The 24,049-nt window shown below is 31.4% G+C and carries 25 protein-coding genes; 10 read left to right on the top strand and 15 right to left on the bottom strand.

Going from position 1 to position 24,049, the window contains the following annotated elements:
- Positions 1 to 182 precede the first annotated feature (182 nt).
- Together JOOMADRAFT_RS09825 and JOOMADRAFT_RS09820 are read right to left on the bottom strand one after the other, a co-directional pair.
- Positions 183 to 800: a hypothetical protein gene (locus tag JOOMADRAFT_RS09825; RefSeq protein ID WP_008612919.1), complete on the bottom strand. Its 618-nt coding sequence runs from the start codon at positions 798 to 800 to the stop codon at positions 183 to 185.
- Entirely contained in the window at positions 800 to 1,294 is a 495-nt protein-coding gene (locus tag JOOMADRAFT_RS09820; RefSeq protein WP_008612918.1) for an RNA polymerase sigma factor, read from the bottom strand. Before JOOMADRAFT_RS09820 ends, JOOMADRAFT_RS09825 begins: the two co-directional genes overlap by 1 nt.
- A 240-nt stretch (positions 1,295 to 1,534) precedes the next feature.
- Here JOOMADRAFT_RS09820 and JOOMADRAFT_RS09815 point away from each other — a divergent pair, with 240 nt between their 5' ends.
- On the top strand, positions 1,535 to 2,866 hold the full coding sequence (locus JOOMADRAFT_RS09815) for an NAD(P)/FAD-dependent oxidoreductase (protein ID WP_008612917.1): 1,332 nt from the start codon (positions 1,535 to 1,537) through the stop codon (positions 2,864 to 2,866).
- Between the two features lie 191 nt (positions 2,867 to 3,057).
- Here the strand turns inward: JOOMADRAFT_RS09815 and JOOMADRAFT_RS09810 are convergent, their stop codons facing one another.
- Entirely contained in the window at positions 3,058 to 4,005 is a 948-nt protein-coding gene (locus tag JOOMADRAFT_RS09810) for an aldo/keto reductase (protein WP_008612916.1), read from the bottom strand.
- Positions 4,006 to 4,177: 172 nt separating this feature from the next.
- Entirely contained in the window at positions 4,178 to 5,080 is a 903-nt protein-coding gene (gene xerD / locus JOOMADRAFT_RS09805; protein WP_008612915.1) for a site-specific tyrosine recombinase XerD, read from the bottom strand.
- Positions 5,081 to 5,729: 649 nt separating this feature from the next.
- On the opposite strand from xerD, the gene aroQ reads away from it, so the two are divergent.
- On the top strand, positions 5,730 to 6,152 hold the full coding sequence (gene aroQ / locus JOOMADRAFT_RS09800) for a type II 3-dehydroquinate dehydratase (protein ID WP_008612913.1): 423 nt from the start codon (positions 5,730 to 5,732) through the stop codon (positions 6,150 to 6,152).
- A gap of 62 nt (positions 6,153 to 6,214) precedes the next feature.
- Positions 6,215 to 6,943, top strand: a complete 729-nt coding sequence (locus JOOMADRAFT_RS09795) for a Dph6-related ATP pyrophosphatase (RefSeq protein WP_008612911.1) — start codon at positions 6,215 to 6,217, stop codon at positions 6,941 to 6,943.
- A 104-nt stretch (positions 6,944 to 7,047) separates the two neighbouring features.
- On the opposite strand, the gene JOOMADRAFT_RS09790 is transcribed toward JOOMADRAFT_RS09795, so the two are convergent.
- On the bottom strand, positions 7,048 to 7,677 hold the full coding sequence (locus JOOMADRAFT_RS09790; RefSeq protein WP_008612909.1) for a porin family protein: 630 nt from the start codon (positions 7,675 to 7,677) through the stop codon (positions 7,048 to 7,050).
- A gap of 354 nt (positions 7,678 to 8,031) precedes the next feature.
- Positions 8,032 to 9,423, bottom strand: a complete 1,392-nt coding sequence (gene lpdA, locus JOOMADRAFT_RS09785) for a dihydrolipoyl dehydrogenase (RefSeq protein WP_008612908.1) — start codon at positions 9,421 to 9,423, stop codon at positions 8,032 to 8,034.
- Between the two features lie 244 nt (positions 9,424 to 9,667).
- Between lpdA and JOOMADRAFT_RS09780 the strand changes: the two genes are divergently transcribed.
- The gene (locus JOOMADRAFT_RS09780) at positions 9,668 to 11,179 is read left to right on the top strand and encodes a carboxypeptidase-like regulatory domain-containing protein (protein WP_008612906.1); all 1,512 of its coding nucleotides are present in this window, start codon (positions 9,668 to 9,670) and stop codon (positions 11,177 to 11,179) included.
- A gap of 62 nt (positions 11,180 to 11,241) precedes the next feature.
- Here JOOMADRAFT_RS09780 and JOOMADRAFT_RS09775 read toward each other — a convergent pair whose 3' ends face one another.
- The 5 genes from JOOMADRAFT_RS09775 to meaB all read right to left on the bottom strand — a co-directional run bounded on the left by JOOMADRAFT_RS09775 (position 11,242) and on the right by meaB (position 16,012).
- The gene (locus tag JOOMADRAFT_RS09775) at positions 11,242 to 11,907 is read right to left on the bottom strand and encodes a hypothetical protein (protein WP_008612905.1); all 666 of its coding nucleotides are present in this window, start codon (positions 11,905 to 11,907) and stop codon (positions 11,242 to 11,244) included.
- Between the two features lie 2 nt (positions 11,908 to 11,909).
- Positions 11,910 to 13,532, bottom strand: a complete 1,623-nt coding sequence (locus tag JOOMADRAFT_RS09770; RefSeq protein ID WP_008612904.1) for an ArnT family glycosyltransferase — start codon at positions 13,530 to 13,532, stop codon at positions 11,910 to 11,912.
- The gene (locus tag JOOMADRAFT_RS09765; protein WP_008612903.1) at positions 13,525 to 14,148 is read right to left on the bottom strand and encodes a lipid-A-disaccharide synthase N-terminal domain-containing protein; all 624 of its coding nucleotides are present in this window, start codon (positions 14,146 to 14,148) and stop codon (positions 13,525 to 13,527) included. Before JOOMADRAFT_RS09765 ends, JOOMADRAFT_RS09770 begins: the two co-directional genes overlap by 8 nt.
- On the bottom strand, positions 14,149 to 14,862 hold the full coding sequence (locus tag JOOMADRAFT_RS09760; RefSeq protein WP_008612902.1) for a glycosyltransferase family 2 protein: 714 nt from the start codon (positions 14,860 to 14,862) through the stop codon (positions 14,149 to 14,151).
- 70 nt (positions 14,863 to 14,932) lie between these two features.
- A complete protein-coding gene (gene meaB / locus JOOMADRAFT_RS09755; RefSeq protein ID WP_008612900.1) occupies positions 14,933 to 16,012 on the bottom strand; it encodes a methylmalonyl Co-A mutase-associated GTPase MeaB in 1,080 nt (359 codons plus the stop codon).
- A 93-nt stretch (positions 16,013 to 16,105) separates the two neighbouring features.
- Here meaB and JOOMADRAFT_RS09750 point away from each other — a divergent pair, with 93 nt between their 5' ends.
- Positions 16,106 to 16,531 carry an organic hydroperoxide resistance protein gene (locus JOOMADRAFT_RS09750; protein ID WP_008612899.1) on the top strand — a complete coding sequence of 142 codons (426 nt, stop codon included), beginning with the start codon at positions 16,106 to 16,108 and terminating at the stop codon, positions 16,529 to 16,531.
- Between the two features lie 79 nt (positions 16,532 to 16,610).
- Here the strand turns inward: JOOMADRAFT_RS09750 and JOOMADRAFT_RS09745 are convergent, their stop codons facing one another.
- The gene (locus JOOMADRAFT_RS09745; RefSeq protein ID WP_040879661.1) at positions 16,611 to 17,564 is read right to left on the bottom strand and encodes an aldose epimerase family protein; all 954 of its coding nucleotides are present in this window, start codon (positions 17,562 to 17,564) and stop codon (positions 16,611 to 16,613) included.
- 268 nt (positions 17,565 to 17,832) lie between these two features.
- Between JOOMADRAFT_RS09745 and JOOMADRAFT_RS09740 the strand changes: the two genes are divergently transcribed.
- The 3 genes from JOOMADRAFT_RS09740 to JOOMADRAFT_RS09730 are packed head-to-tail and all read left to right on the top strand — an operon-like array spanning position 17,833 to position 20,351.
- Entirely contained in the window at positions 17,833 to 18,375 is a 543-nt protein-coding gene (locus JOOMADRAFT_RS09740) for an RNA polymerase sigma factor (protein WP_008612894.1), read from the top strand.
- Positions 18,359 to 18,949 carry a hypothetical protein gene (locus JOOMADRAFT_RS09735; protein WP_008612893.1) on the top strand — a complete coding sequence of 197 codons (591 nt, stop codon included), beginning with the start codon at positions 18,359 to 18,361 and terminating at the stop codon, positions 18,947 to 18,949. The genes JOOMADRAFT_RS09740 and JOOMADRAFT_RS09735 overlap by 17 nt, the downstream gene beginning before the upstream one ends.
- Entirely contained in the window at positions 18,921 to 20,351 is a 1,431-nt protein-coding gene (locus tag JOOMADRAFT_RS09730; RefSeq protein ID WP_008612892.1) for a hypothetical protein, read from the top strand. The genes JOOMADRAFT_RS09735 and JOOMADRAFT_RS09730 overlap by 29 nt, the downstream gene beginning before the upstream one ends.
- Before the next feature lie 233 nt (positions 20,352 to 20,584).
- Here the strand turns inward: JOOMADRAFT_RS09730 and msrA are convergent, their stop codons facing one another.
- On the bottom strand, positions 20,585 to 21,274 hold the full coding sequence (gene msrA, locus JOOMADRAFT_RS09725) for a peptide-methionine (S)-S-oxide reductase MsrA (protein WP_008612891.1): 690 nt from the start codon (positions 21,272 to 21,274) through the stop codon (positions 20,585 to 20,587).
- 185 nt (positions 21,275 to 21,459) lie between these two features.
- Positions 21,460 to 21,801 carry a DUF6249 domain-containing protein gene (locus JOOMADRAFT_RS09720; RefSeq protein ID WP_008612890.1) on the bottom strand — a complete coding sequence of 114 codons (342 nt, stop codon included), beginning with the start codon at positions 21,799 to 21,801 and terminating at the stop codon, positions 21,460 to 21,462.
- 124 nt (positions 21,802 to 21,925) lie between these two features.
- Here JOOMADRAFT_RS09720 and JOOMADRAFT_RS09715 point away from each other — a divergent pair, with 124 nt between their 5' ends.
- Both JOOMADRAFT_RS09715 and JOOMADRAFT_RS09710 read left to right on the top strand, forming a co-directional pair.
- Positions 21,926 to 22,495 carry an RNA polymerase sigma factor gene (locus tag JOOMADRAFT_RS09715; protein ID WP_008612889.1) on the top strand — a complete coding sequence of 190 codons (570 nt, stop codon included), beginning with the start codon at positions 21,926 to 21,928 and terminating at the stop codon, positions 22,493 to 22,495.
- Between the two features lie 2 nt (positions 22,496 to 22,497).
- Positions 22,498 to 22,869, top strand: coding sequence for a hypothetical protein (locus tag JOOMADRAFT_RS09710; RefSeq protein WP_008612888.1), 372 nt, complete (start codon positions 22,498 to 22,500; stop codon positions 22,867 to 22,869).
- Between the two features lie 5 nt (positions 22,870 to 22,874).
- On the opposite strand, the gene JOOMADRAFT_RS09705 is transcribed toward JOOMADRAFT_RS09710, so the two are convergent.
- Complete coding sequence (locus JOOMADRAFT_RS09705; RefSeq protein ID WP_169313487.1) at positions 22,875 to 24,035, bottom strand: sensor histidine kinase; 1,161 nt, start codon at positions 24,033 to 24,035, stop codon at positions 22,875 to 22,877.
- Positions 24,036 to 24,049 lie beyond the last annotated feature (14 nt).

Raw genomic sequence — 24,049 nt, 5'->3', positions numbered from 1 at the left:
TAACTTTCCTTAGCTAACCAGAGTTCCTATGCTAGCTCTTGCTGAAGGATGGTTTTGTGTGTTAGTTGTTTAAAACTTCGATAAGCTTGGTTTGATAACTGAAAAATGCTTTTTAGATAGCCACATTTTCGCTTCTAAAGTATAATAATTATCAAATTAGATTCTCTTTGCTTATTTCATAATTAAACTTCCATTTTTTTGAGTTCGTTATAGTTTCTTTTTAACCTTCTCATTAAAATTCCATAAAGTAAATAGTAGATTCCTAAGAAAAATCCAATAATAATTACGGTGCTAATAATGGAAACTCCAAAAATTATTAAGTAATCTTTTATGTCCGCATTGGCAACAAAAGAATTCCATCCTCCTTGCTGCATTACATAAATATAAATAATACAAGTTATCATTAAAACTCCTGCAAAAGTTAGGTTAAAAATGATATATTGACGAACAGTTCTACGGGCTTTTATAATACTTTCTAATAAGCCTTTAACCGTAGAAGTTGTAGAAACTCTTTTGTAATTTTTATAAAAACGAAAGATAAAATATAGGGTAACGAGCATAGAGCTATATGTAACATAGTCTATTATTGAAGGCAAAGGAATTCCTTTTTCAAAAGAAGGATGATAAAATATACCAACTAGAATACCGAAGCCTAACTCTATTAAACTGATATAGAAAATCCATTTTATAGATGATGAAGATTTCTTCAACATCATGGCATATATAGTTTCATAGGAAAGCTTAGGGAGCTCTTTTTCCTTTTTCTGCCAGTCTTTTTTTAAAAATTCTAATTCGTCCATTAGGGGTTTAAAATATTTTTAAGTTTTGTTTTAACTCTATTCATCTTCACTCTTGCATTGACTTCAGAAATACCTATGGTGTCCGATATTTCTTTGTAATTTTTATCTTCTAAATACAAAAACACTAATGCTTTTTCAATGTCGTTTAATTGCTTAATAGCGTCGTACATTAATTTAAGCTGTTGTTCTTCTGTATCATCATAAGTTGTGGCTTTTACTTTATATAATACCGAGTCAAAATCTTGTGTTCGGATTTGCCGTTTTGATTTTCGGTAAAGCGTAATAGCTGTGTTAAGTGCAATTCTGTACATCCATGTGCTAAACTTAGCATCGCCTCTAAATTTTGGATATGCCTTCCATAACTGTATGGTTATCTCCTGAAATAAATCGTTGTGAGCATCAGTATTATCAGTATAAATCTTACATATTTTATGTACGATATTCTGATTTTCCTCAAGTTCAATAATAAATTTATGTTCAAGCTCTTTCGTCACAAAGGGATTAGTTAGTGTATTATTAGTAGCTAAAGATACTAGTTTGTTACAAGTTTATCTTAGAAAGATTAATATTCGCTTTTAAAAAGCGCTAACAGATTCATTTTTCTCAAAGAATAACTTTAAATTTGAGAATCAACTCATTCAAGCTTTTTGATTTTCAACTGAAATGTAAGATAATTTCATGCATTTTGTAGGAGATAAGAAGAAAGTTTGATTGCGTTTTATAAACAATTGTATATGAATATACCACAAACTAGCTACCCAAGAGTAGTTATTATTGGCGGAGGTTTTGGAGGTGTTGCTTTAGCAAAAAAACTAGCAAAGCAGGAAATGCAGGTAGTACTTCTAGACAAACATAATTACCATACGTTTCAACCTTTATTATATCAAGTCTCTACTGGCGGTTTAGAGCCAGATTCTATAGCGTATCCAATTCGGAAGATTCTTTCTAAATACCCTAATTTTTATTTCCGATTGGCAAATGTTGAAACTGTAGACGCAGCAGAAAATACAATTCATACCGATATTGGTCCGCTTAAATATAATTATTTGGTATTGGCAACGGGTTCTTCTACAAATTTCTTCGGAAATAAAGAGATTGAAGCCAATAGTATGATTATGAAAACAGTTCCTGAAGCATTAAATCTAAGAAGTTTAATTCTTGAAAATTTTGAAGAGGCTTTACTTACAGATAGCATAGACCGACAAGATGCCTTAATGAATTTTGTTATAGTGGGCGCTGGTCCTACAGGAGTTGAACTAGCAGGAGCTTTAGCCGAAATAAAAAGAGGAATTCTACCAAAAGATTATCCAGACCTCGACACGAGAAGGGCGCAGATTAATATTGTTCAATCTGGCGATATGATTCTAAAAGGAATGAGTAGTCAAGCTTCTAAAAAAGCTGAAGATTATTTAGAAGAATTAGGAGTTAATATTTGGAAAAATACACGCGTTACTGGATATGATGGAGACCTTGTAACAACAAATACCGATTTAAATTTTAATACCGCAACCCTTATATGGGCAGCTGGTGTTAAAGGGGAAACTGTTAAAGGAATAGATGCTAAAGATTGTATAACATTTAGCAATCGGTTTAAAGTAAATAATTTTAATAAAGTGGAAGGGTACGATACTATTTTTGCTATTGGAGATGTGGCATGTATGACTTCTGAAGCCTATCCGCATGGACATCCTATGGTAGCACAAGTAGCAATTCAGCAAGGAAAACATCTAGGAGAGAATCTAGTAAATTTTATAGAAGCAAATAAATCCATGAAGCCTTTTACCTACAAAGATAAAGGAACCATGGCAACTGTTGGTAGGAATAAAGCAGTGGTAGACATGCCAAAATATAAGTTCCAAGGAATGTTTGCTTGGTTTGTTTGGATGTTTGTTCATTTATTTTTTCTGATAGGTTTTAGAAATAGAGTAGTAGTTTTTACAAATTGGGTGTATAATTACATCCGTTTTGATAGAGAAGCTCGTTTAATTATTAGACCTTACAAAAAACAACGTGCAGCATTGTTGCGTGAGCTAGACAATAAACCTAAGGATATAGAAATGTCATAAATTATAAGTGGCTGTCTAAAAAATAATTTGTAGAAGTCAAAACTAAGCTTATAAAATTAGTCTTGACAAAGGAGTCTGTCAAATTAAGCTTGTAAAACCGAGTTTGTCAAATAGAGGCTGTCAAATTAAGCTTGTAAAACTTGTCGAACTGAACTTGTCAAAGAAGTCTGTCAAACTGAGCTTGTCGAAGTTTATTCATCATAGATATTTTTATAAGGACCGCCAGGAACTTCAAAAAACTTAGCATCTACATAACGGTAACCTTTATCTAAAGATTTAATTTTTAAAAGGTCTTCATTGGTTAAAGAAACATCATAGCTTTCTAAATTTTCTTTTATTCTTTTTGGGTTAGTCGATTTAGGAATCACAGCTGTTCCACAACTAAGATGCCATGCTAACAATACTTGCGCAGGAGAGCAATTATGTTTTTTAGCTATTTCTGTAATAACTTTATTTTCCAACAAACTAGGTTCGTCTTCTTTTTTCATGTCTTGAGATCGGTCTCCAGAGCCTAACGGAGAATAACCAGTTAAGATAATGGAATTAGTATCGCAAAACTCTAAAAGCTCTTTTTGTTGTAATAAAGGGTGTAATTCTACTTGGTTTACTTCTGGGGGATGAGTAGCATCTACTAAAAGATCTTTTAATTTTTTTAAGCTGAAATTTGAAACTCCAATACTTTTTACAAGCCCTTTGTTGTAGGCTTCTTCCATCTTTTTCCATGTATTTATTATAGGAGCTTCTTCAGGACTTAAAAACTCATCTGCTTTGCTAGCAAAACCAACATCAGCTTTAAAAGCAACTGGCCAATGTATAAGGTATAAGTCGAGATACTTTAACTGTAAATCGGCCAAGGTTTTTTGTAATGCAGGAAGGACTTTATCACTTTCATGTGCATTATTCCATAGTTTAGAGGTAATCCATAGATCTTCTCTTTCAACCAAGCCTTGGGCAAATGCAGTTTTAAGTGCCTCCCCAACTTCTGCTTCATTTCCATAAACTGCAGCACAATCTATATGGCGGTAACCAGCTTTAATAGCTTCTATAACAGCATTGCCTACTTTTCCAGGTTCCGACTTCCATGTTCCAAGTCCGATAGCAGGAAGATTAAGGTCATTTTTTAATGTGTAAAATTTCATGGCTTATTTTTTAGTTTTTTATATACTAACTACTTCTAATCCCTTATTAAAGCTTAAGTTTTCTATGCGTGCCTATGTTTATCAAAGGGCTTTACATTGAGATGAACTCTCATTTGTTTCAAACAACACATAAAGTTCTCAATAATATTACAGAATTTACAATAACAAAAAGTTAAAAATCGTTTCTCGGATGGTGTTTTTTAATAGTCTTAGCAAGGTCATTCCTGTCCAAATGCATATATACTTCTGTAGTTGTTATACTTTCATGACCTAGCATTTGTTGAATAGCACGTAAATCGGCACCACCTTGTAAGAGATGGGTGGCAAAAGAATGCCGGAAGGTATGCGGACTAATATTTTTTTTAATTCCTGCTTTTTCAGTAGCCTTTTTAATAACAGTAAATACCATAGCTCGTGTAAGATTTTTGCCTCTTCTATTGAGGAAAACAAAGTCTTCATAATTTTTTTGAACATTTACATGAGGCCTAATTTCAGAAATGTAAATAGTAATATATTTAATGGTTGAAGGAGCTACAGGTACAAAACGTTGCTTATCTCCTTTTCCGCTTACTTTTATAAAACCTTCTTCAAAAAACAAATCAGAAATTTTGAGGGTTACAAGTTCAGAAACTCGAAGTCCGCAACTATAAAGCGTTTCAAGCATGGTTCGATTTCGTTCGCCTTCTGGAGTGCTTAAATCCAAGGTTGCAATAATTTGATCTATTTCTTCAATTGCTAACGTGTCTGGAAGTTTACGACCAGTTTTTGGAGATTCTATCAGTTCCATTGGGTTGTCTGGTCTGTAATCTTCAAAAATTAAATAATTAAAAAAGCTTTTTAATCCAGATATGAGTCGTGCTTGAGAACGTGGATTTATTGTCTTAGCCGTTTGATAAATAAAATCTTGTAGTGTTTGTGAAGAAATTTTAATAGGAGAAACTTCAATTTGGTGAAGCTCTAAATAGCGAATTAATTTTTTAATATCTAAACAATAGTTCTCTACAGAATTTTTGGAGAGCCCTCTTTCTATCCTTAAATAATTTTGATAATCTATAAGTGAATGACTCCATTTCATACTGTGAAATTAATAATAAATAATTCATATTTAATAATTCAAAACATTAATGTCCGAGTAAAAATACAAGACCGCTTCGCTGCAAGAAAAAAGAACAAAGACTAAATCTTAAATATCATAAAATAAGTGGTTTAAAGAAATAACATTTCAAAAATTCTCCTTTTATTTATTTTTATTAATAGCAAGGGGTCTATTTTGAAAACCCTATTTGAACCTTGATATAAGTGGAGTTCAATAAATTCCGTTAACTTTTATCGGACAACAATAAATTCAAAATAAAAAAAATAGGACTGAATTCTGGGATTGGGTATACGTTTGATAATAGAATATACGTAAGCTTACAAGTATTGTTCCAGATAGTAAGCTTAGAAATGTTACCATGATGTTTTCTGTAGGGTATTTTTTCTAATGAATGTATAAAGAATGTATGTTAAAAATATGAGAGTATTTTGCTTCCGTTTTTTTATGATTATTTCTTTACTTTTACTGAAAAGACTAATAAATCAAACCCTCATTGAGGGATTTATTATGGACAAAATAATTGCCCTCTCAAAAGGAAATGAATAAAGGAAGGTTTATGAGCGGTAGTGATTCTTTACTTAATTTTATAAAAAACTGAAAATAAACTATTTAACGTCAATATATTTGTATGAAACTTATCATCATCAACGGGCCTAATTTAAATCTTCTTGGTAAACGTGAACCTGAAATTTATGGATCGCAAACTTTTGAAGACTATTTAAATTTACTTCAGCAAAAATTTAAAAATATTACTATTGAGTATTATCAATCAAACGTAGAAGGCGAATTAATTAATAAATTGCATGAAGTTGGCTTTGATTATGATGGAGTAATTCTTAATGCTGGGGCATATACGCATACTTCCATCGGGATAGGAGATGCTATTAAAGGAATAACTACGCCTGTTGTAGAAGTTCATATCTCCAATACTTTTGGAAGAGAGGAGTTCCGCCATCAATCGTACATATCTCCAAATGCTAAAGGTGTTATACTTGGGTTTGGAATGCAAAGTTATGACTTAGCAATACAAAGCTTTTTGAATGTAAAATAGGACTAGTTTTCTTAATTGTTTATCTTTTTTAAATCGTAACTTTCTATACCAATCATAATTCAATGTCAAATAAAACATATTTTAATTGGAGTACTGGAAAAGACAGTGCTTTAGCGTTATATAAAACCCTTCAAAACCCATTATTTGATATTGCAGCTTTGGTTACTACTGTAAATTCTGATATGGAGCGAGTTTCCATGCACGGACTTAGGAATGAGCTTCTGCTTAAGCAAGCAAAAAGTATTGAAATTCCGTTAAAAATAATTTCACTTTCTGGTAATGTATCCATGGCTACTTATGATGAAACTATGAAAACTGCCATGAATGAATTAAAGTCTGAGGGATTTACGCACACAGTTTTTGGAGATATTTTTTTAGAAGATTTAAAACAATACCGTGAGCAAAAATTAAACGAAGTTGGAATTCAAGCTGAATTTCCTCTATGGAAAGAAAATACTAAGAACCTTCTTGAAGAATTTATTAGTTTAGGTTTTAAAGCCATTACAGTTTGTGTAAATGCAAAACTACTTGATGAATCTTTTGTGGGGAGGATTATAGATAAACAGTTTCTGGAAGATTTGCCAAGGGGAGTAGACCCTTGTGGTGAAAATGGCGAATTCCATACGTTTGTTTTTGATGGTCCTATTTTTAAAACTCCAGTAGATTTTAAAATTGGAGAAAAGGTTTTAAGGAGCTACCAATCTACAGAAGATGAAGAAGATCAATGTTTCCAAACCGATGACAAATTGAAATGGGATACTTCTTTTTGGTATTGCGATTTATATGTATGAGAGCGTATAAACAAAATGCCCCGTAAAGATGAATCCTTACGAGGCATAAATAAAATCTATAAATAAAATGTGTTAATTAAGCTGAAAAAAGTTTTATAGATTTATTAAAATTTGTAACCAACTCCCACTTGAAAAGTATGATTTTTTAATTCTGTTCCTTTAGAAAGATTATCCTCTTGCGCAATATTTATAGCACCTAAATTGTAACGTCCATCAAAGAAAAGTCCGTTGTTAAACTCATAACCAAGTCCAAAATTCACTCCAAAGTTTACATCAGTAATGTATTCGTTGATGTTTTCTGTTTCGTCATAAAGCGTATATCCATAACTTCCAACTTCAGTTTTTTGATCTGCATTTAATAAAAAACCAACTTGTGGACCTACTTGAACATTTAAACCATTGTAAATTTTATATTTAAACATAACAGGAACGTTTAAGTACTCTAGTCTTAATGTATATTCTTCTGAAGAGACTCCAGAAGCATCAAATGTTTTAAAAGTTTCATGTGCTCCTTGAGAAGAATATAAAACTTCTGGTTGGATAGAGATTCTATCGGTAAGTCCAACTTCAACAAAAAGACCTCCATACAAACCTACTCTATAATTGTCTACTTCTGTATCTCCACTAATATTTGAAAAGTTTGTACCAGCTTTAATACCATAATTAATTTTTTGTGCATAAGTAGTTGTTATAAAACCTAACATAGCTACAGTCAAAAAAAATAATTTCTTCATATTCATTATATTTTAATAATTGGTTGCAAATATATGTAGATTAAATCCTTAATTAAAAAGATTTTAATCTCATTTTTATAAAGAAAAATCCTAGCAATTACTAGTCAACGTATTACATAAATAATTTAACATTTATTCTATAATTGCGATTTTACGCTACAACGTTTTCGTTGATGTGTTTTGATTTTAGGGAAAGGGTAGTTCAATTCTTCAATGTATAAATTGGCATAAATTGAGTTACTTCTTTTAATGTCTAGAAGCGTAGTAGAAGGGGATTAATTTTCTCTTTAGAGGAAATAAAAAATCGCCACTTGAAAACTTTCAAATGGCGATTTAATAAAAAATATATTCTTATTATAAATGAATCACTTCATCATAGGCATCGGCAACTGCTTCCATTACTGCCTCACTCATAGTTGGATGAGGGTGAACAGCTTTTAATACTTCATGCCCAGTAGTTTCTAGTTTTCTAGCAACAACCGCTTCAGCAATCATATCTGTAACTCCAGCTCCAATCATATGGCAGCCCAGCCATTCTCCATATTTTGCATCAAAAATAACTTTTACAAAACCATCTGGTGTTCCAGAAGCTTTTGCTTTTCCACTAGCTGAGAAAGGGAATTTACCAATCTTAAGTTCGTAGCCTTTTTCCTTAGCTTGTTTTTCAGTTAATCCTACAGAAGCAATTTCTGGGGTAGCATAGGTACAACCAGGAATATTTCCATAGTCTAAAGCTTCTACATGCATTCCAGCAATTTTTTCTACACAAAGAATTCCTTCAGCAGAAGCAACGTGTGCCAATGCTTGTCCAGGAGTAACATCACCAATAGCATAATATCCTGGGATATTTGTTTGGTAATAATCGTTAACCAAGATTTTATCACGGTCGGTAGCAATACCTACATCCTCTAATCCAATGTTTTCGATATTTGTTTTAATACCTACAGCAGATAATACTATGTCGGCTTCTATTACTTCTTCTCCTTTGCTAGTTTTAATTGTAGCTTTTACGCCACTTCCAGAAGTATCTACTTTAGTAACTTCAGCAGAAGTTTTAATTTTTACTCCAGCTTTTTTAAAGCTACGTTCTAATTGTTTAGAAACGTCTTCATCTTCAACAGGAACAATGTTTGGTAAGTATTCTACTACAGTAACTTCGGTTCCCATAGAGTTGTAAAAGTAAGCAAACTCAATTCCGATAGCTCCACTACCAACCACAATCATTTTCTTTGGTTGTTTAGGTAAGGTCATAGCTTCACGGTAGCCAATTACTTTTTTCCCGTCTTGTGGAAGACTTGGTAATTCTCTAGAACGTGCGCCAGTAGCAATAATAATATGGTCTGCACTATATTCGGTAGTTTTACCATCTTTATCTTTTACATCGATTTTCTTTCCAGATTTTAATTTTCCGAAACCTTCAAGAACATCAATTTTATTTTTCTTCATCAAGAATTGAACTCCTTTGCTCATTCCATCAGCAACATTCCGACTCCTTTTTACTACGGCGTCAAAATCTTTATCAACATCTTTTACCTTGATACCGTAATCGTCAGCATGTTTTAAATATTCAAAAACTTGAGCCGATTTTAAAAGGGCTTTTGTAGGGATACATCCCCAGTTTAAACATACACCTCCAAGGTTTTCTTTTTCAACAACAGCAGTTTTAAAACCGAGTTGCGATGCGCGAATGGCAGTAACATAGCCACCAGGACCACTACCCAAAACGATTACATCGTATTTACTCATATCGTAGATTTTTTGTTTATCTGAAAAATTTTGCGGTTACGAAGTTACGGAATAACTTTCTAAAGGGTAAATTTTTTTATGAAATTGGGAGGTTCTTCACAAACCAATGGAAAGAGGCAAATCTTATAACTATATTTAACCGTCAAATTTATATGTTAAATAATTATAAATATGGCATAATAAAAGCTTAAAGGAACTATTTGATTTTAGTTTTTAGTCTATTTTCGATTAAAATCCATAATATATGAAGCAAGTTTACATTACCATTTTTGTATGTTTTTTATCATTAAACACTGTTTTTTCTCAAAAAATAATTTCGGCTAAGGTAATAGATAGTACCACCAAAGAACCCATCCCTTTTGCAACCATTTCTTATAATAAAAAAGCAGGGGTAATAAGTTCCGAAGCTGGAGATTTTACCATCAATATTGATACAATAACTTTAGAGAAAGATTCACTGTTTATAAGTTGCTTAGGCTATAATCAAAAGAGCTACGCAATTAATAATTTCTCTGAAACTGCTATTGAGTTAAGCACAGAAGATATTGAACTTGATGAAGTAGTTTTATTAAATAAACAGTATACCATAGATGAAATTCTGGAAAAAGTTAAAGATAGTTTGGAGATAAATTATGATACTGATTTTGTACAACAGCGTATATTTTTGAGAACTTCAGATTATACAAATGTTTTAGATAAAAAAGTGAAGCTTAAAGAAAGTACTATTCCAGAAATAAATCAGCAATTTACAGATAGTATTGTCAATGCAATTCCAAAGAAATCCTCTTACCATACAGAGGTTTTAGGCGATTATTATTTAAAAATGGAGGAAGATAATCAATTAGCAAAACTCGATATTATTAAAGCATCAGAGCTTTATGATAAAAATAACCAGCTCTCTTTTGAGGGGGTTGAAGATAAGTTGCAAAAAATTATGCGAAAGCATGTAAAACGAGATTCCTATTTTAAAATAAAGTCGGGCATTATTGGCGCTAAATCAGAAATAGATTCTTCATTTTTTGAAGATGAAGCAATGGATACCATAGTAGAAAATAAACTTAAAAAAGAGAAAAAGAAAAAGGAGAATTTTTTAAAGTATAGAAGCTCCTATCTATCAAGTCTATTAAAAAAGAATTTTATTTATGAGGATAGCGATTTAAATTTTATACATAAATCTAGAAAGTATGACTTTACATTAGAAGGACTTGTGTATTTACAAACGGATTTGGTTTATAAGATAAGGTTTGAACCAGATGGAGGTGACGATTTTAAAGGGGTAATGTATGTTAATGCAGATGATTTTGCCGTTGTAAGACTGGATTATGAAAATGTAAAGCCTTTAAAAAAAATTAACCTCTTTGGGGTGTCCTATTTAAATTACTTACAAAGAGGAACTTTTTTATATGAAAAAAATTCAAGAGGAAAATACAGTTTAAAATATTTAGAAGAAGCAAATGCAGAAAAAGTAGGTTTTGATAGACCTTTATCTATTATTGAAAAAAATAAAAATGTTAAAGGCAGAAGAAAACAAAATGAAGTAGCAACTCATGTTAATTTCACTCTTCAAAATAGCATAAAAAATGAGCTTGTAATTTTTGAAAGCACTCCAATTGATAAAGAAATATTTGAGAAAATTGAAATAGAGCCTACTATGATTCCGACTTATTTGCCAAATTATGATCCATCTTTTTGGGAAGGATATAATATTATAGCGCCAAATGAAGCTATTAAAAAGTTTAAGAGTGTAGAGGAATAAAGTTAGGGGAGAAATAAAATAACAAGGGCTAGCAATATTGCTAGCCCTTGTTATTTTATTATTTATTTTTTCTTAAAGATATAATCGTTTAAAGGATACAAAAATATTAAAAAGAAGATAACTCCAAAGGCGAGTTCATAAACTTCCCATTTTCTACTTGGAGGGATAATAGCTACTATAATTGTAGAAGCAATAAAAGCTATTGTTTGATGCCACTTTACAACTGGAACTGCAAACTTATCAACTAGGTTTTTAGCCCAATCTTTCTTTCTATAAAGTATAGGTAATACTAATAAATAAACAACCATAGCTACCATAAGAAGTTGACTAAAAATTATTTTATTAATTTTTTTACCACCTACTACCAAGTTGTGCAAATTGGTTTCTTTTTGAGCATTATTTTGCAAAAAGTAGTCTCCAGATTCGATTCCAAAAATGCGTTGTCCCCATGAAATTTCTTCTCCAGCTCCAAAAAAGAATAATAGGGCAAAAAGGAATACTCCAATTTTCCAAGTTAAAGATTTGCCTTTACTAATGGTAAACAATCTAAAGAAACAAAGTAAACTTACACATAAAAGCATAATTGCCGTTCCAGATTCTACAGTTTTATCTTCAGCCGCAAAAGTGTTGTCAAAATATTCTGGATTTGTAAACCCTAAGTATAAACTGAAAATAAAAATAATTGCTAAAAAAGCATATCCTAGTTTTTCGGTTTTGTTAAATATCATAATCAATCTTTTTTAATAAGGTAATAATTGCTTGTTAATCGGTTTTTATATGCGCGTTCCCCTGGATTGGCAGTATAATTTATATCGTACTCTTTTATTAATTTTATAGAATATTCAGTTTCAAAGATACGTTTTAATTCATCTTCTCTATCCTTATTAACTAAAATACCAAACTCACTTTCTTCAGGAAAAGTTATAGTTTCTCCATGTTTAATTTCAGGAGCGGAATATCCTAAGTGCCAGATCATTTCTGGAGCAGGTTCTCCTAATGAGTACAGTTTTAAGTTGGTTTTTAAGGTGTTGATATTGTTAAAATTCTGATTGGTATTAAAGGTTTTAGCTAAAGGAAAGCCAAAAACTAATATTGTAAGAATAAATGAAATAACGAGGTAAAATACGTTTTCTATATTTTTTTTTCGCAGAAAATAAAAAATGCATACTCCAATAGTAAAAAGGAATACAGATGTTAAAATAAAACTGATATAGAAACCGTCGAGTTTATCTTTTAAAAAGATAAAACCACCAATTGGAAAAGAAACCCCAATAAGCCCTATTAATATAAAATTAAAATAAACAGGGATTTTTTCACCTCTTTTAAGTTCTTTAAAATGAAGAATTAAATATTCCATATAAAATGAAGTATTTAGCGCCATTGGGATTAGAACAGGTAATAAATATCTCGATTTCTTTTCAGGAATTATAGATAATAAAACTACAGAAGCAAGAGTCCAAGCTAATGCAAAAGTGTATCCTTTTTTATTACTTACTTTATTTTTTAAATATGGATAAAGGAGTGCTACAAAAGCGGGGATTGTCCATATTCCGCTTTGTGTAAAGAAACTCCAATAGTAATAAAATGGACGTACATTATAGCTTGTCCAATTTCCAGCCTCTTCTTTTGCGATATCTAAAAATGCTTGTGGGTCGGCATATCTAACGTAGGCAAACCAAGAAACTCCAATAATAAGCCCTAAAATTAACATCGCACAAAATGGAAGAATTTTACGCTTGCTAATATTACTTCTGTATGCTATACCGTAAGCTATTAAAAAAGGAAGCCATAAGGCATACATAGATACGGGACCTTTACTTAGAAAGGAAGCTCCAAAAAATAGCCCAGCAATTAAAGAATTCTGCCAGCATTTTTCTTGGTATTGTAGCATTTTAATTAAATGATAAATGCTAATTACCATAAAACTATGCGTAAAAATATCCCATTGCCCATTTCTACCTGAAAAAATAATATAAAAGGATGTGGCAAGAATTAAAGAAGCATAGAAGCTTAATTTTTTATTATTGAAAAGTAAAACTGCAATTTTATATAAGAAGAAAACTAATATAATAGCCGATAAAGCTGCGGGTAAACGTAAGGCAAATAAATTATGAATCCCAATTAAACTTGCGCTTATGGCGGTGAGCCATGTTGGTAATGGGGGTTTTTCATATCTAGGAAAATCGTTCATGGTGGTAAGTAGCCAATTCCCTTTATAAAGCATTTCTCTTGCTGTTACAAAGTTTCTAGCTTCCATTATATTTACATAAATTACGTCTAGGTTGCTTATGAAAATAGCTACACAAACTACCAGTAATATCTTAATCGAATGCTTTTCTATAAACTCAGTCATCTTGTTTTTTTAAAATAAATAGATTTCTAGCGTAGATAATTGTTCCTAAAGAATGTCCAACCAATAAAACAGGATCTTTTCTGAAAATAGCATAACTAAGAATCAGCAAAGCTCCAACTAAGCTTAAAAGCCAAAAACCTGCGGGTAAGGAAGATTTTTTTCTTTTTTCAGAATATAACCATTGGTAAATAAATCGGAAGGTAAATAGAATTTGCGCTACTATTCCAAGAATTAATAACCAAATAGGAATGTCTTCATTCTTAAAAAGGTCATCTATATCGTATACGTTATTATTATACCCATAAATGATGATAAGAATTGGAAAAAAAAGTAAGAATATCCTAAGTAATTTAGGTGCTTTTTGCCACTCTCCTTGTAACTGTAAATTTCTAATATAGATAAAATAAGTAAGCATTTGTCCTAGCATAATGGCAAAATCATCTCTAAGCCATCCGTAAACAAATAATAGAAAAGAAGCAAATAAACTCAATTTCCAAAACAAAGAAGGAGTTAATACTTTTTTACTTTTTTCTGATGCTAACCATTGATAAATGAGTCTTCCTGAAAATAGAATTTGCGCTAGAAAGCCAATGGAGTATATAATCCAATTTGCCATTTATCCTTTTTTAGCAACCGTATAATTAATATACTTTTTCTTCATCCACAAGTAAGCAAAACAATCTTGAAGTGGCCCTATTAATCGGTTCCAAAAGCCAAATTTAGCCGTTCCAGCAATACGTGGGAAATGCTGTACCGGAATTTGAATAATCTTACCTTCTTGTAGTAAAATCATGGCAGGCAAAAACCGATGTAAACCATTAAACATAGGAATTCGTTTTGCAAAATCGGTTTTTATAACTTTTAATGGGCATCCAGTGTCGTCCATTCCATCGTGAGTAAAGGTTCTTCTAATTCCATTTGCAATGGTAGAAGACATGTTTTTAACAAAAGAATCCTTTCTATTAGCCCGAACCCCAGTTACCAAATCGTAGTGGTTTATATGGTTTAAAAGAAGATTAAAATCTTCCGGAGCTGTTTGTAAATCGGAGTCGATATATCCTAAAATCGGCGTATCTACATAATCAAATCCTGCTTTTATAGCAGCACTTAAACCTCTATTTTCTAAAAAAGAAATGTATTCAAAATTAGGAGAACGCTTACAAATAGTTTCTATAAGTTCCTGACTTTTATCTTTTGATCCATCATTTACAAAAAGAACTTTGGTAGACTTTGTAGCAATCTTAAAGTAATCGTTAAAGGCTGTTTCAACTCTTTCCAAGTTGTCTTCTTCGTTGTAAACAGGAACTATTATAGTAAACTCGTAATTCATATATTTAAAAGCTATTTTTTGAACATTTGAAGTTCAAAATATTTGCAAATGTAGGTATTTAAGATAATAATTATAATAAAGTAAGTAAATATTGAGCTGCAGCAAAAGGAGTCGTTTCGTTCAATTCAATAGCTTTTAACTGTAATTGTAACTCTTCTTTTACTTTTTTATGATGATAAAAATTAGATTTTAAGGAATCTTCAATAGTTTGATAAAGCCAAAATTTATTTTGTTCTATTCTTTTAATATTGAAATAATCATCACTTTTAGAAATTTTTAGATACGTTTCAATAAGACTCCATGCTTCATCAACTCCTTTATTTTCAATTGCTGAGGTTAATAACACTTTAGGAATCCATCCGTTATTTTTTGGAGGGTAGAGATGGAGCGCTCTTTTAAATTCTGTTTTTGCAATTTTTGCTTTTTGAAGATTGTCTCCATCTGCTTTATTAATTACAATGGCATCGGCAAGCTCAATAATTCCCCGTTTTATACCTTGAAGTTCGTCGCCAGCACCAGCTAATTTCAGTAATAAAAAGAAATCTACCATGCTATGAACAGCAGTTTCACTTTGTCCAACTCCTACAGTTTCTATTAAAATAGTTTTAAATCCGCAGGCTTCACATAAAATAATACTTTCTCTAGTTTTACGAGCAACACCTCCCAAAGAATTGCCAGCAGCAGAAGGGCGGATATACACATTTTTGTTTTTTACTAAGTTTTCCATGCGAGTTTTATCGCCTAGAATACTTCCTTTGGTAACAGAACTACTTGGGTCTACCGCCAACACTGCAAGTTTATTTTTACTGGTTGCAATGGTGTTTCCTAAAACTTCAATAAAAGTACTTTTTCCCACTCCAGGAACGCCAGTAATTCCAATTCGAATTGAATTATTGGCATGAGGAAGGCATAAATTAAGAACCTCATTTGCTTTTGCTGTATGGTCGGGATTGGCACTTTCTATAAGAGTTATCGCTCTACTTAATGCAGTAATATCTCCTTTTATAATTGCGTGCGCTAATTTTTTAGCAGAAATGTCTTTGTTTCTTTTAGCTTTAAATTTAGCAATAGCAGCTGGGTTTGTAATTTCATCTATAGAAACCCCTTCTTGGTTTTTTAAAGCTGATTTATGTGGCTTTTTGGTTGACAATTTTGCTAAATTTTAAAACAAATTTAATAACTAAAATTATGATAATGTGTGTTATTAAAAGTATATTAGAGATGAATTATTAAAAATAGACAAATGAAAGCATTATACAAAGCTAGTGCTACAACCACTGGCGGAAGAGCAGGACACGTAAAGAGTGACGATGGTGTAATAGATATGAAATTGGAATTGCCTAAAGATTTGGGCGGTAACGGAGGTGCGTTTACCAATCCAGAACAGTTGTTTGCAGCTGGATACTCTGCTTGTTTTGGGAGTGCACTACAGCATGTAGCGAAAGAAAAAAAAGTTGATATTGGAACCGATTTTGATGTAAGAGCAACGGTAGGAATAGGAAAACATCCAGAACTTGGTGGATTTTTATTAGAAGTGGTTTTAGACGTTATTTTACCAGGAATTGATGAAGAAGTAGGAGAGGAACTTATTAATGAAGCTCATGAAGTTTGCCCGTATTCCAGAGCAACAGAAGATAATATAGACGTTACTTTAAATTTAATGGTATAATTAAATCTAAAATAGATAAAGTGTAGTCTAAAAAGTATGCAAACTATAAATTACTTTTTAGACTACACTTTTTATTTGATTATTTTATATTGAATGTCAAATAAGTTTCATTTTTATAGATATCTCCTTTTTTTAATAATGTAGAAGGAAAATCTTTTTGATTTGGTCCGTCAGAAAACTTTTCAGTTTCAAAACAAATACTTGGATACTTACCAAGAGGTTTGTTTGATATTTTGTTTTCGTCCATAGTTTCTGGAGTGTAAATTACAACTCCAGGCTGATTAGAGGTAACCACCATTTCAATACCTGTTTTTTTACTATATATAGTTGCTAACGGATTGTTTTCTTTTAAAACATAGGTGTCGTCTATGCCTTTAAATTCATAAGTACTTCCAATCTCTCTTTTTTCCCTAAAATCAAAATAGGTATTGGCAACAGAAGTATACTTTCCTGTAGGAATAGCATCAGAATCTTTTGTAAGAATACTTTCAGCATTAATAAGTAATTCATGGTCTAAAATACTTCCTTCTCCGCTGAGGTTGTAGTAATTATGATTGGTTAAGTTTACAATGGTGTCTTGATCTGTTGTAGCATCAAAAACAATGGAAAGCTGATTTTCAACAATTGTATAGGTAACAGAAACTTGAAGATTTCCTGGGTATCCTTCTTCCATATCGTTACTTGAATAAGAAAATTTTATACTAGGATTCTCTCCTTCGGAAATGCTTTCCATTTTCCAAGTTTTAAATGAGAATCCTTCTTTTCCTCCATGTAAATGAACATCATTTTTTGTGTAAACGCTGTAATGTTTTCCGTTTATTGTATAACCATCTTTATTAATTCTTCCTGCAAAACGTCCAACAGAAGCACCAAGGTAGGTTGGGTTGTGCTTATAGCTTTCTAAATCTTCAAAGCTAATAACCACATTTACGTCGTTTCCATTTTTATCTTTTGTAATAAGCTGATGAATTGCAGCTCCATAATCTATAGTTACTAATTTTATATAATTGTTTTCAATAGTATATTTTTTCATCACAATTAGAATTCTTTTTTATCCTTAGAGGGTTTAATGCCTTAGAGCCTGTCCTAAGTTTACCGAAGGGCTCTAAGTCGAAAATGAGTTAAATTTGTTTCAATACACTACTTTAGCTAAAGCCATATGGTAGTTGATGGAAAGGCTAAATTACAAAAAGTATAAGTGCATAATTGTAACTTTATAAAAATAAAATGCAACGTTTAATTTTTAGTGTCGTCTTTAAGATGATTAGTAACTAGTACCAAACCAAAAGTAACAAGCCGGCATGCTTGAAATAGATTTAATAGAAAAGTGCAAAAACAACGACCGTAAGTCGCAGATGAGACTTTACGATATGTATTGTGATGCTATGTTTTGTATAGCCATGCGCTATGTAAAAAGTACAGACGATGCGCAGGATGTTATGCAAGAAGCATTTATCAAAGCATTTCAAAAATTAAATCAGTTTAAAGCAGAAGTTACCTTTGGAGCTTGGTTAAAGCGGATTGTAATTAATAAATGTTTGGATTTTTTGAAGTCGAAACATCAATTGCAAGTTTCTATTGAAGAAACTAATATTCAGCTAGCAGATGATTCTGATTGGAGTGTGGATGAAGAAATTGATGTTTCTGAAGTGAAAAAAGCAATAGAAACGCTTCCAGAAAAGTATAAGTATGTTGTAATGTTGTATTTAATTGAAGGGTATGACCATGAGGAAATCTCGCAAATTTTAGAGATAAGCAATTCTACATCTAGAACTCATTTGTTAAGAGGAAAACAAAAGTTGAAATCGCTTTTAAAAGAAAAGGAATATGGCAAAAGATATTAAAGAATTGATGGAGAACGATTCGGAAAAACAGTTTTCTGAATTACCAAAAGGACATCGCAAACGTTTTGAAGAACTTTTAGACAAAGAACTTCCGCAGGAAAAAGAGGAAAAACCTTTTAGACTTTGGAAGATAGCAGCTACAATTGCGATAATTTTTGGGATAGGAATTACTGTTTATATGAATGAGGGAGATACTGTAGAAGAAACAGTGGTTGATACGCAACAGAAGAAAGAAAATTCTGAAGCTTCAAAAATTACATTAGGAGATATTTCTCCAGATTTAAAAAAGGTGGAGCAATATTATGTGGCTAATATCAACTTAGAACTTGCCGATATTGAATTAACAGAGGCCAATAAAAAGCTTTTGGATGGTTATATGAATAGGCTGTCTGAGTTGAATGATGCATACCAAGAGCTAACTTTAGAACTCAATGAAGTAGGCCCTAATAATCAAACCATCGAAGCGCTTATTAATAATTTGCAATTACGTTTACAGTTACTATATCGATTAAAAGAAAAGATTAAAGAACTTAAAGAAACTGAAAATGAAAAATTTAAAGACCAAAATGTATAGATGTTCCGCATTTATAATGCTGTTCTCATTTTGTATGCAAGCCCAAAAGCAGGCTAAAAATTATAAAGAATCTTTTGAGGTAAATAAAGATGCTGTTGTAGAAGTTAATACTAGCTACGCAGATGTAACTTTTGAAACGTGGAATAAAAATAGAGTAGAAGTAGAGGCAACTATAGAAATAGAAGACGTTTCTAAAGAGGAAGCTGCAGCATATTTTAAGGAATGGGGTTTTGAGGCTGAAGGGAATGCTAACAAAGTAAAAATTTCTACTGCCAATGGAGTCCGTTGGTCGCAAGGAAATAAAGTAATTATGCTATCTGGAATAGGAGAGATGGATTTTGTTTTTCCAGATTCAATTCCAATGCCACCGATGCCGCCAATGCCTCCAATGGATTCTATGATGGTAATGGCTCCAATGCCACCAATGCCTCCACTACCTTTTAATTTTGATAGTTTTTCTTTTGATTATGAAGCCTATAAAAAGGATGGCGATAAATATTTAAAAGAATGGAAAGAGCAGTTTAATGAGAGTTTTGATGATGAAGTAAAGGCGAATTTAGAAGAGTGGAAGAAAGATGTTAAAGAGCAGCAAGAGGAATGGAAATCTTATAGAAAAGAAATTATAGATGTTGAGAAAGAAGCAAGAAAAGCATCCGAAGAAGCTAGAAAGGCTTCCGTAGAGGCAAGAAAAGCGATGCAAGAGGCTCAACAAGAAATTCATGAAATAAGAAGAAGTGCAAATTCAGGAAAAGGGAATCGAGTTTTTTATTACAATTCTAGCGAAGGAAACAATAATTTAAAAGTTAAGAAAACCATTAAGATTAAAATTCCAAAAGGAGTGAAATTAAAAATGGATGTGCGTCATGGAGAAGTAACCTTGGCAGATAATACAACTAATATAAAAGCAACCTTGTCTTATACAAGGTTGCATGCCCCAAGGGTGGAAGGTGAAAACTCGGTAATAACTGCCTCTTATTCTCCAATTTCTGTGGATTATTGGGAGGAAGGAGAATTATCTGTAAATTATGTGGAGTTGGTGTCGCTTAAACATGTTAACAGTATAAAATTAACCTCTAAATCTTCAAATGTACAGATTCAAGATTTTTTTGGAGATGCTATTATTAATGGGAGTTTTGGAGATTTGTCTGTAGATCTAATTTCAAATAATTTTAATACCCTTAATATTATTTTAGATAATTCTGAGGCAGTTCTTACTTTGCCTAAAGCAGCTTTTAACTTTTATAGCAATGCTTCAAATTCAATGATGAAATATCCAAAAGGACTTACATTAGATGTTTCTAAACGCTATGATAATGAAGTTGCCAACGGCTATTATGCACAAAAAAATAGCAACAAAACTATTAATCTTGTTGCTACTTTTAGTGATGTTGTTTTAAAATAATTAATGTCCGATTAAAAATACAAGACCGCTTCGCTGTAAGAGAAAAGAACAAAGACTAAATCTTAACTATTACAAAATGAGAAACTTAAAGAAATAATATTACGAAACTCCTCTTTTTATTCATTTTTCTTAATAGCAAAGGGGGCTATTTTAAAAACCTCTGTTAACCCTTGATATATGTGGAATGCAATAAACGCTGTCTGCTTTTATCGGACAACAATATATTAAAATAATTAATGAACATTATCTTTTAATAATTCAGGATATTTTTTCTGAAACCTTTTTAACCTAGGAATCGATACATTTTTAACGTATGGATTGTTAGGATTTCTTTTTTCATAATCTTGATGGTAGTCTTCTGCTTTCCAAAACTTATCAAAAGGTGCTACTTGTGTAACAATTGGTTTTGAGTAAATCTCTTTGTCTTCAAGCTGTTTTATATAGCGTTCTATAATTTCTTTTTCTTCATCATTTTTATAAAAAGCAATAGAGCGGTATTGTGCTCCTATATCCGGCCCTTGTCCGTTATATTGAGTTGGATCTTGAGAACCAAAAAACACACGAACTAATGTTTCAAAAGACACAATTTTTGGGTCGTAGTAAACCATTACAGCTTCTGCGTGACTAGTATTTCCAGCGCCTACTTGTTGGTAAGTGGGATTTTTTTCTATTCCTCCAGAATATCCAGAAACAGCTTCTTTAACTCCTTTTACACTCTCAAATACAGCCTCTACACACCAAAAACATCCGCTAGCAAAATAAGCAGTTTCATATTTAGATAAATCTTGTGGTGTTTTTTTGAGCTCAACTTTTGAGCTTGTACCATCTGTAGCTACTGTTGAGGTTTGTTTTTTTGTGGAAGATTGGCAGCTTATGGAGAATAAGCATAAAAAAAGTAAAGAATTCAGTTTTATAAGTTTCATAAATATATTTTTATATTTAGTCTTAAATGTACTGAATTCCTTACTCTAATCTTTTTTAATCCCTCATGGAGGGTTTTTATTCCCCGATGCCTGTCCTGAGTTTATCGAAGGGCTTTGTGTCGAAATGGATTAAATTATTTTCCTTTGAATCCATCATGAGCTTGCCTAAAGGTAGTCGATTATGACTAATCTAAGTTTTTAGACAGGTTAAATCCAACAAATAAACCAATCCCTGCTAATGTGAAGATAGTTCCTGGGAAGGCTACTTCAGCATCTACATTAAAATTACGATGTAAAATACCAGCTAAAAATATCCCTACACCAACACCTATTAATAGTAATGAGATATTAAGTATTAGAATTTTCCAAATAGGAGCTGTCTTTCTCTTATTTGTGCTGTAGAAAATAGAAGCGTCTGCTCCTTTTTCTATTAAAGATAAACGCTCTTTGTGCCTGGCTGTAATAAATAAATAGATAATGCCGAATATTGCTCCAAAAATGATTGCTACTACGATAACTCCTTCCATAATTTTTATTTTTTAATATATTGTTTGCTATTATGACGTAACTTTAAACAAGCTGGTTACAAAAAAAATAATAAAGTTGATTTATCTTGTAACCAATAATGAAAATGTTGCGTCTTATGAATGAATGACTAGCCAAACAGATAAAGAATATATAAAGCGTGTTTTAGATGGAAACACAAATGCTTTCTCTTATTTTGTAGATACGTATCAAAACTTAGCCTTTACAGTTGCTATACGGGTCTTAAAAGATAGAGAACAAGCAGAAGATGTTGTTCAAGATGCTTTTATAAAGTGCTATCATTCTCTTGCTTCTTTTAAAGGAGACTCAAAGTTTTCTACATGGTTGTACAGAATTGTATATCATAGTGCTTTAGATAAATGTAGGAAAAATGATAGGAACATACTGTCGGAAACCATAGAGGAATATTCTTATGACCAAGTAGATGATGTAGCTAATGCATTGGATATATTAGAGTCTGAAGAGCGTGTAAAGCTTGTAAAAGGTGCCTTAGAACGATTGGAAGCTGAAGAGCAAACCATTGTTACACTGTATTATTTTGATGATTTATCTATTAAAGAAATAGCAGAAGTTGTTGAAATATCTGCTCAAAATGTAAAAATAAAACTTTTTAGAGCTAGAAAAAAGCTTTTTACTATATTGAAAAATAAGCAAGGATTATATAAAAATATATGAAGATGAGTAAAGAACATAAATTAGACGAACTTACTCGTAGAATTGTTAATGAAGTAGGGAAAGAACAGCCTTCTGCAGCTTTAAAGCTAAATATTATGCAGGCTTTGAACACACAATCTAAAGCTATTCGTTATAGAGCTTTAATATCTAACAGGGCAAAAGTGATTGTTTTTATATTGCTTATTGGAATTATAGGATTGTCTACTTTTTTATCTAATGACGATTTATTAACGCCAGTTTTAGGCAATTTTTCTCAGTTTGTAGCATCATTATCGGTGAATTTACCTAATAATTTTATTTATGGAATTGTAGTTGTAGGGAGCTTAATAATAGTGCAAATACCAATTTTGAAAAAGCGCTTAGATAACAACTAGTAATTTTATATTTCTTTGAATTTTAAAACATAAATAACACCATTTCCTTCGGATGTAGTCTTATTTATTGTACCTCTTAATTGTCTGGATAAATTAGCAATTAATTTAAAACCCATAGAGTTTGGATTTTCACAAAGGAGCTCTTTATTGTATCCAATTCCATTATCCGTTAAGGTAAGTTGGAAAAATTCTGGATCTACCTTTTCGATGTTGATTCCAATTTTACCACTGTTTTTGTTTAAAAATGCATGTTTTATAGAGTTTGTTATAAATTCACTTATAAGAAGTCCTAAGGGAATAGAGGTTTCAATATTAAACTTGATATTAGAAATAGCTATATTCAACTCTATTTTCTTATCCTCTTTATTTAAAGATTCTATGAGGAATTTTCCTAATTGAGTTACATATTCTTTATATTCTATTCTAGATAAGTCTTCTCTAGCATATAGCATTTCATGGACTATAGCCATAGATAGTACTCTGTTATGACTATTTGTTAAGATTCTTTTTGTTTCATCATTATTAGTATTTCTAGCTTGTATATTTAGTAAACTAGAAATTGTTTGCAAATTGTTTTTTACTCTATGATGAATTTCTTTTAATAAGATTTCATTTTCCTTACTTTTCTTCTCTATCTCTCTCTTTGAAATGTATAAATTGTTATAATTGGTAAGTAAAATTTTACCAAAAATCCCCCCAAGAATATAAACGCTAAATAGAATTCCAATTAAGCTCAGGGAATCTCTAGAATATTCTGGAACTTTGTTTTGAAAGTTAAAATCTAAACTATCATGAAAGTAAATAAAAAGGATAAAGAGTAAAATTAGGTAGAGATGGAATCTTCCATAATTTTTAGTAGAAATGTACCCTGCAAACACAATTAATGCAAGAACAAATGTAAACGGACTATTAATACCTCCGCTGTATAATGTTACAATTGCTGCACATATAATTCCAATACAAGATGTAATTAAATATGTGTAAATAAGCTTTCTATGTCTGTAGAAAAAAAATGTATTTATAATATTTAATACTCCATATATAATAAATGTTTGGGGTATTATTTCTTTTATGTCCAAAAGGAAATAGCATAGAGGAGCTAAGCATATCATTAATATTGATGAAAAGTAATTAGTGCTAAGAATTAATTGCACTTTTTCTTTCATTCTTTCGGATGTAT

It is taken from the genome of Galbibacter orientalis DSM 19592 (genome assembly GCF_000260115.1).
Classification (GTDB): Bacteria; Bacteroidota; Bacteroidia; order Flavobacteriales; family Flavobacteriaceae; genus Galbibacter; species Galbibacter orientalis.
This window is presented reverse-complemented; position numbering and strand designations above follow the sequence as displayed.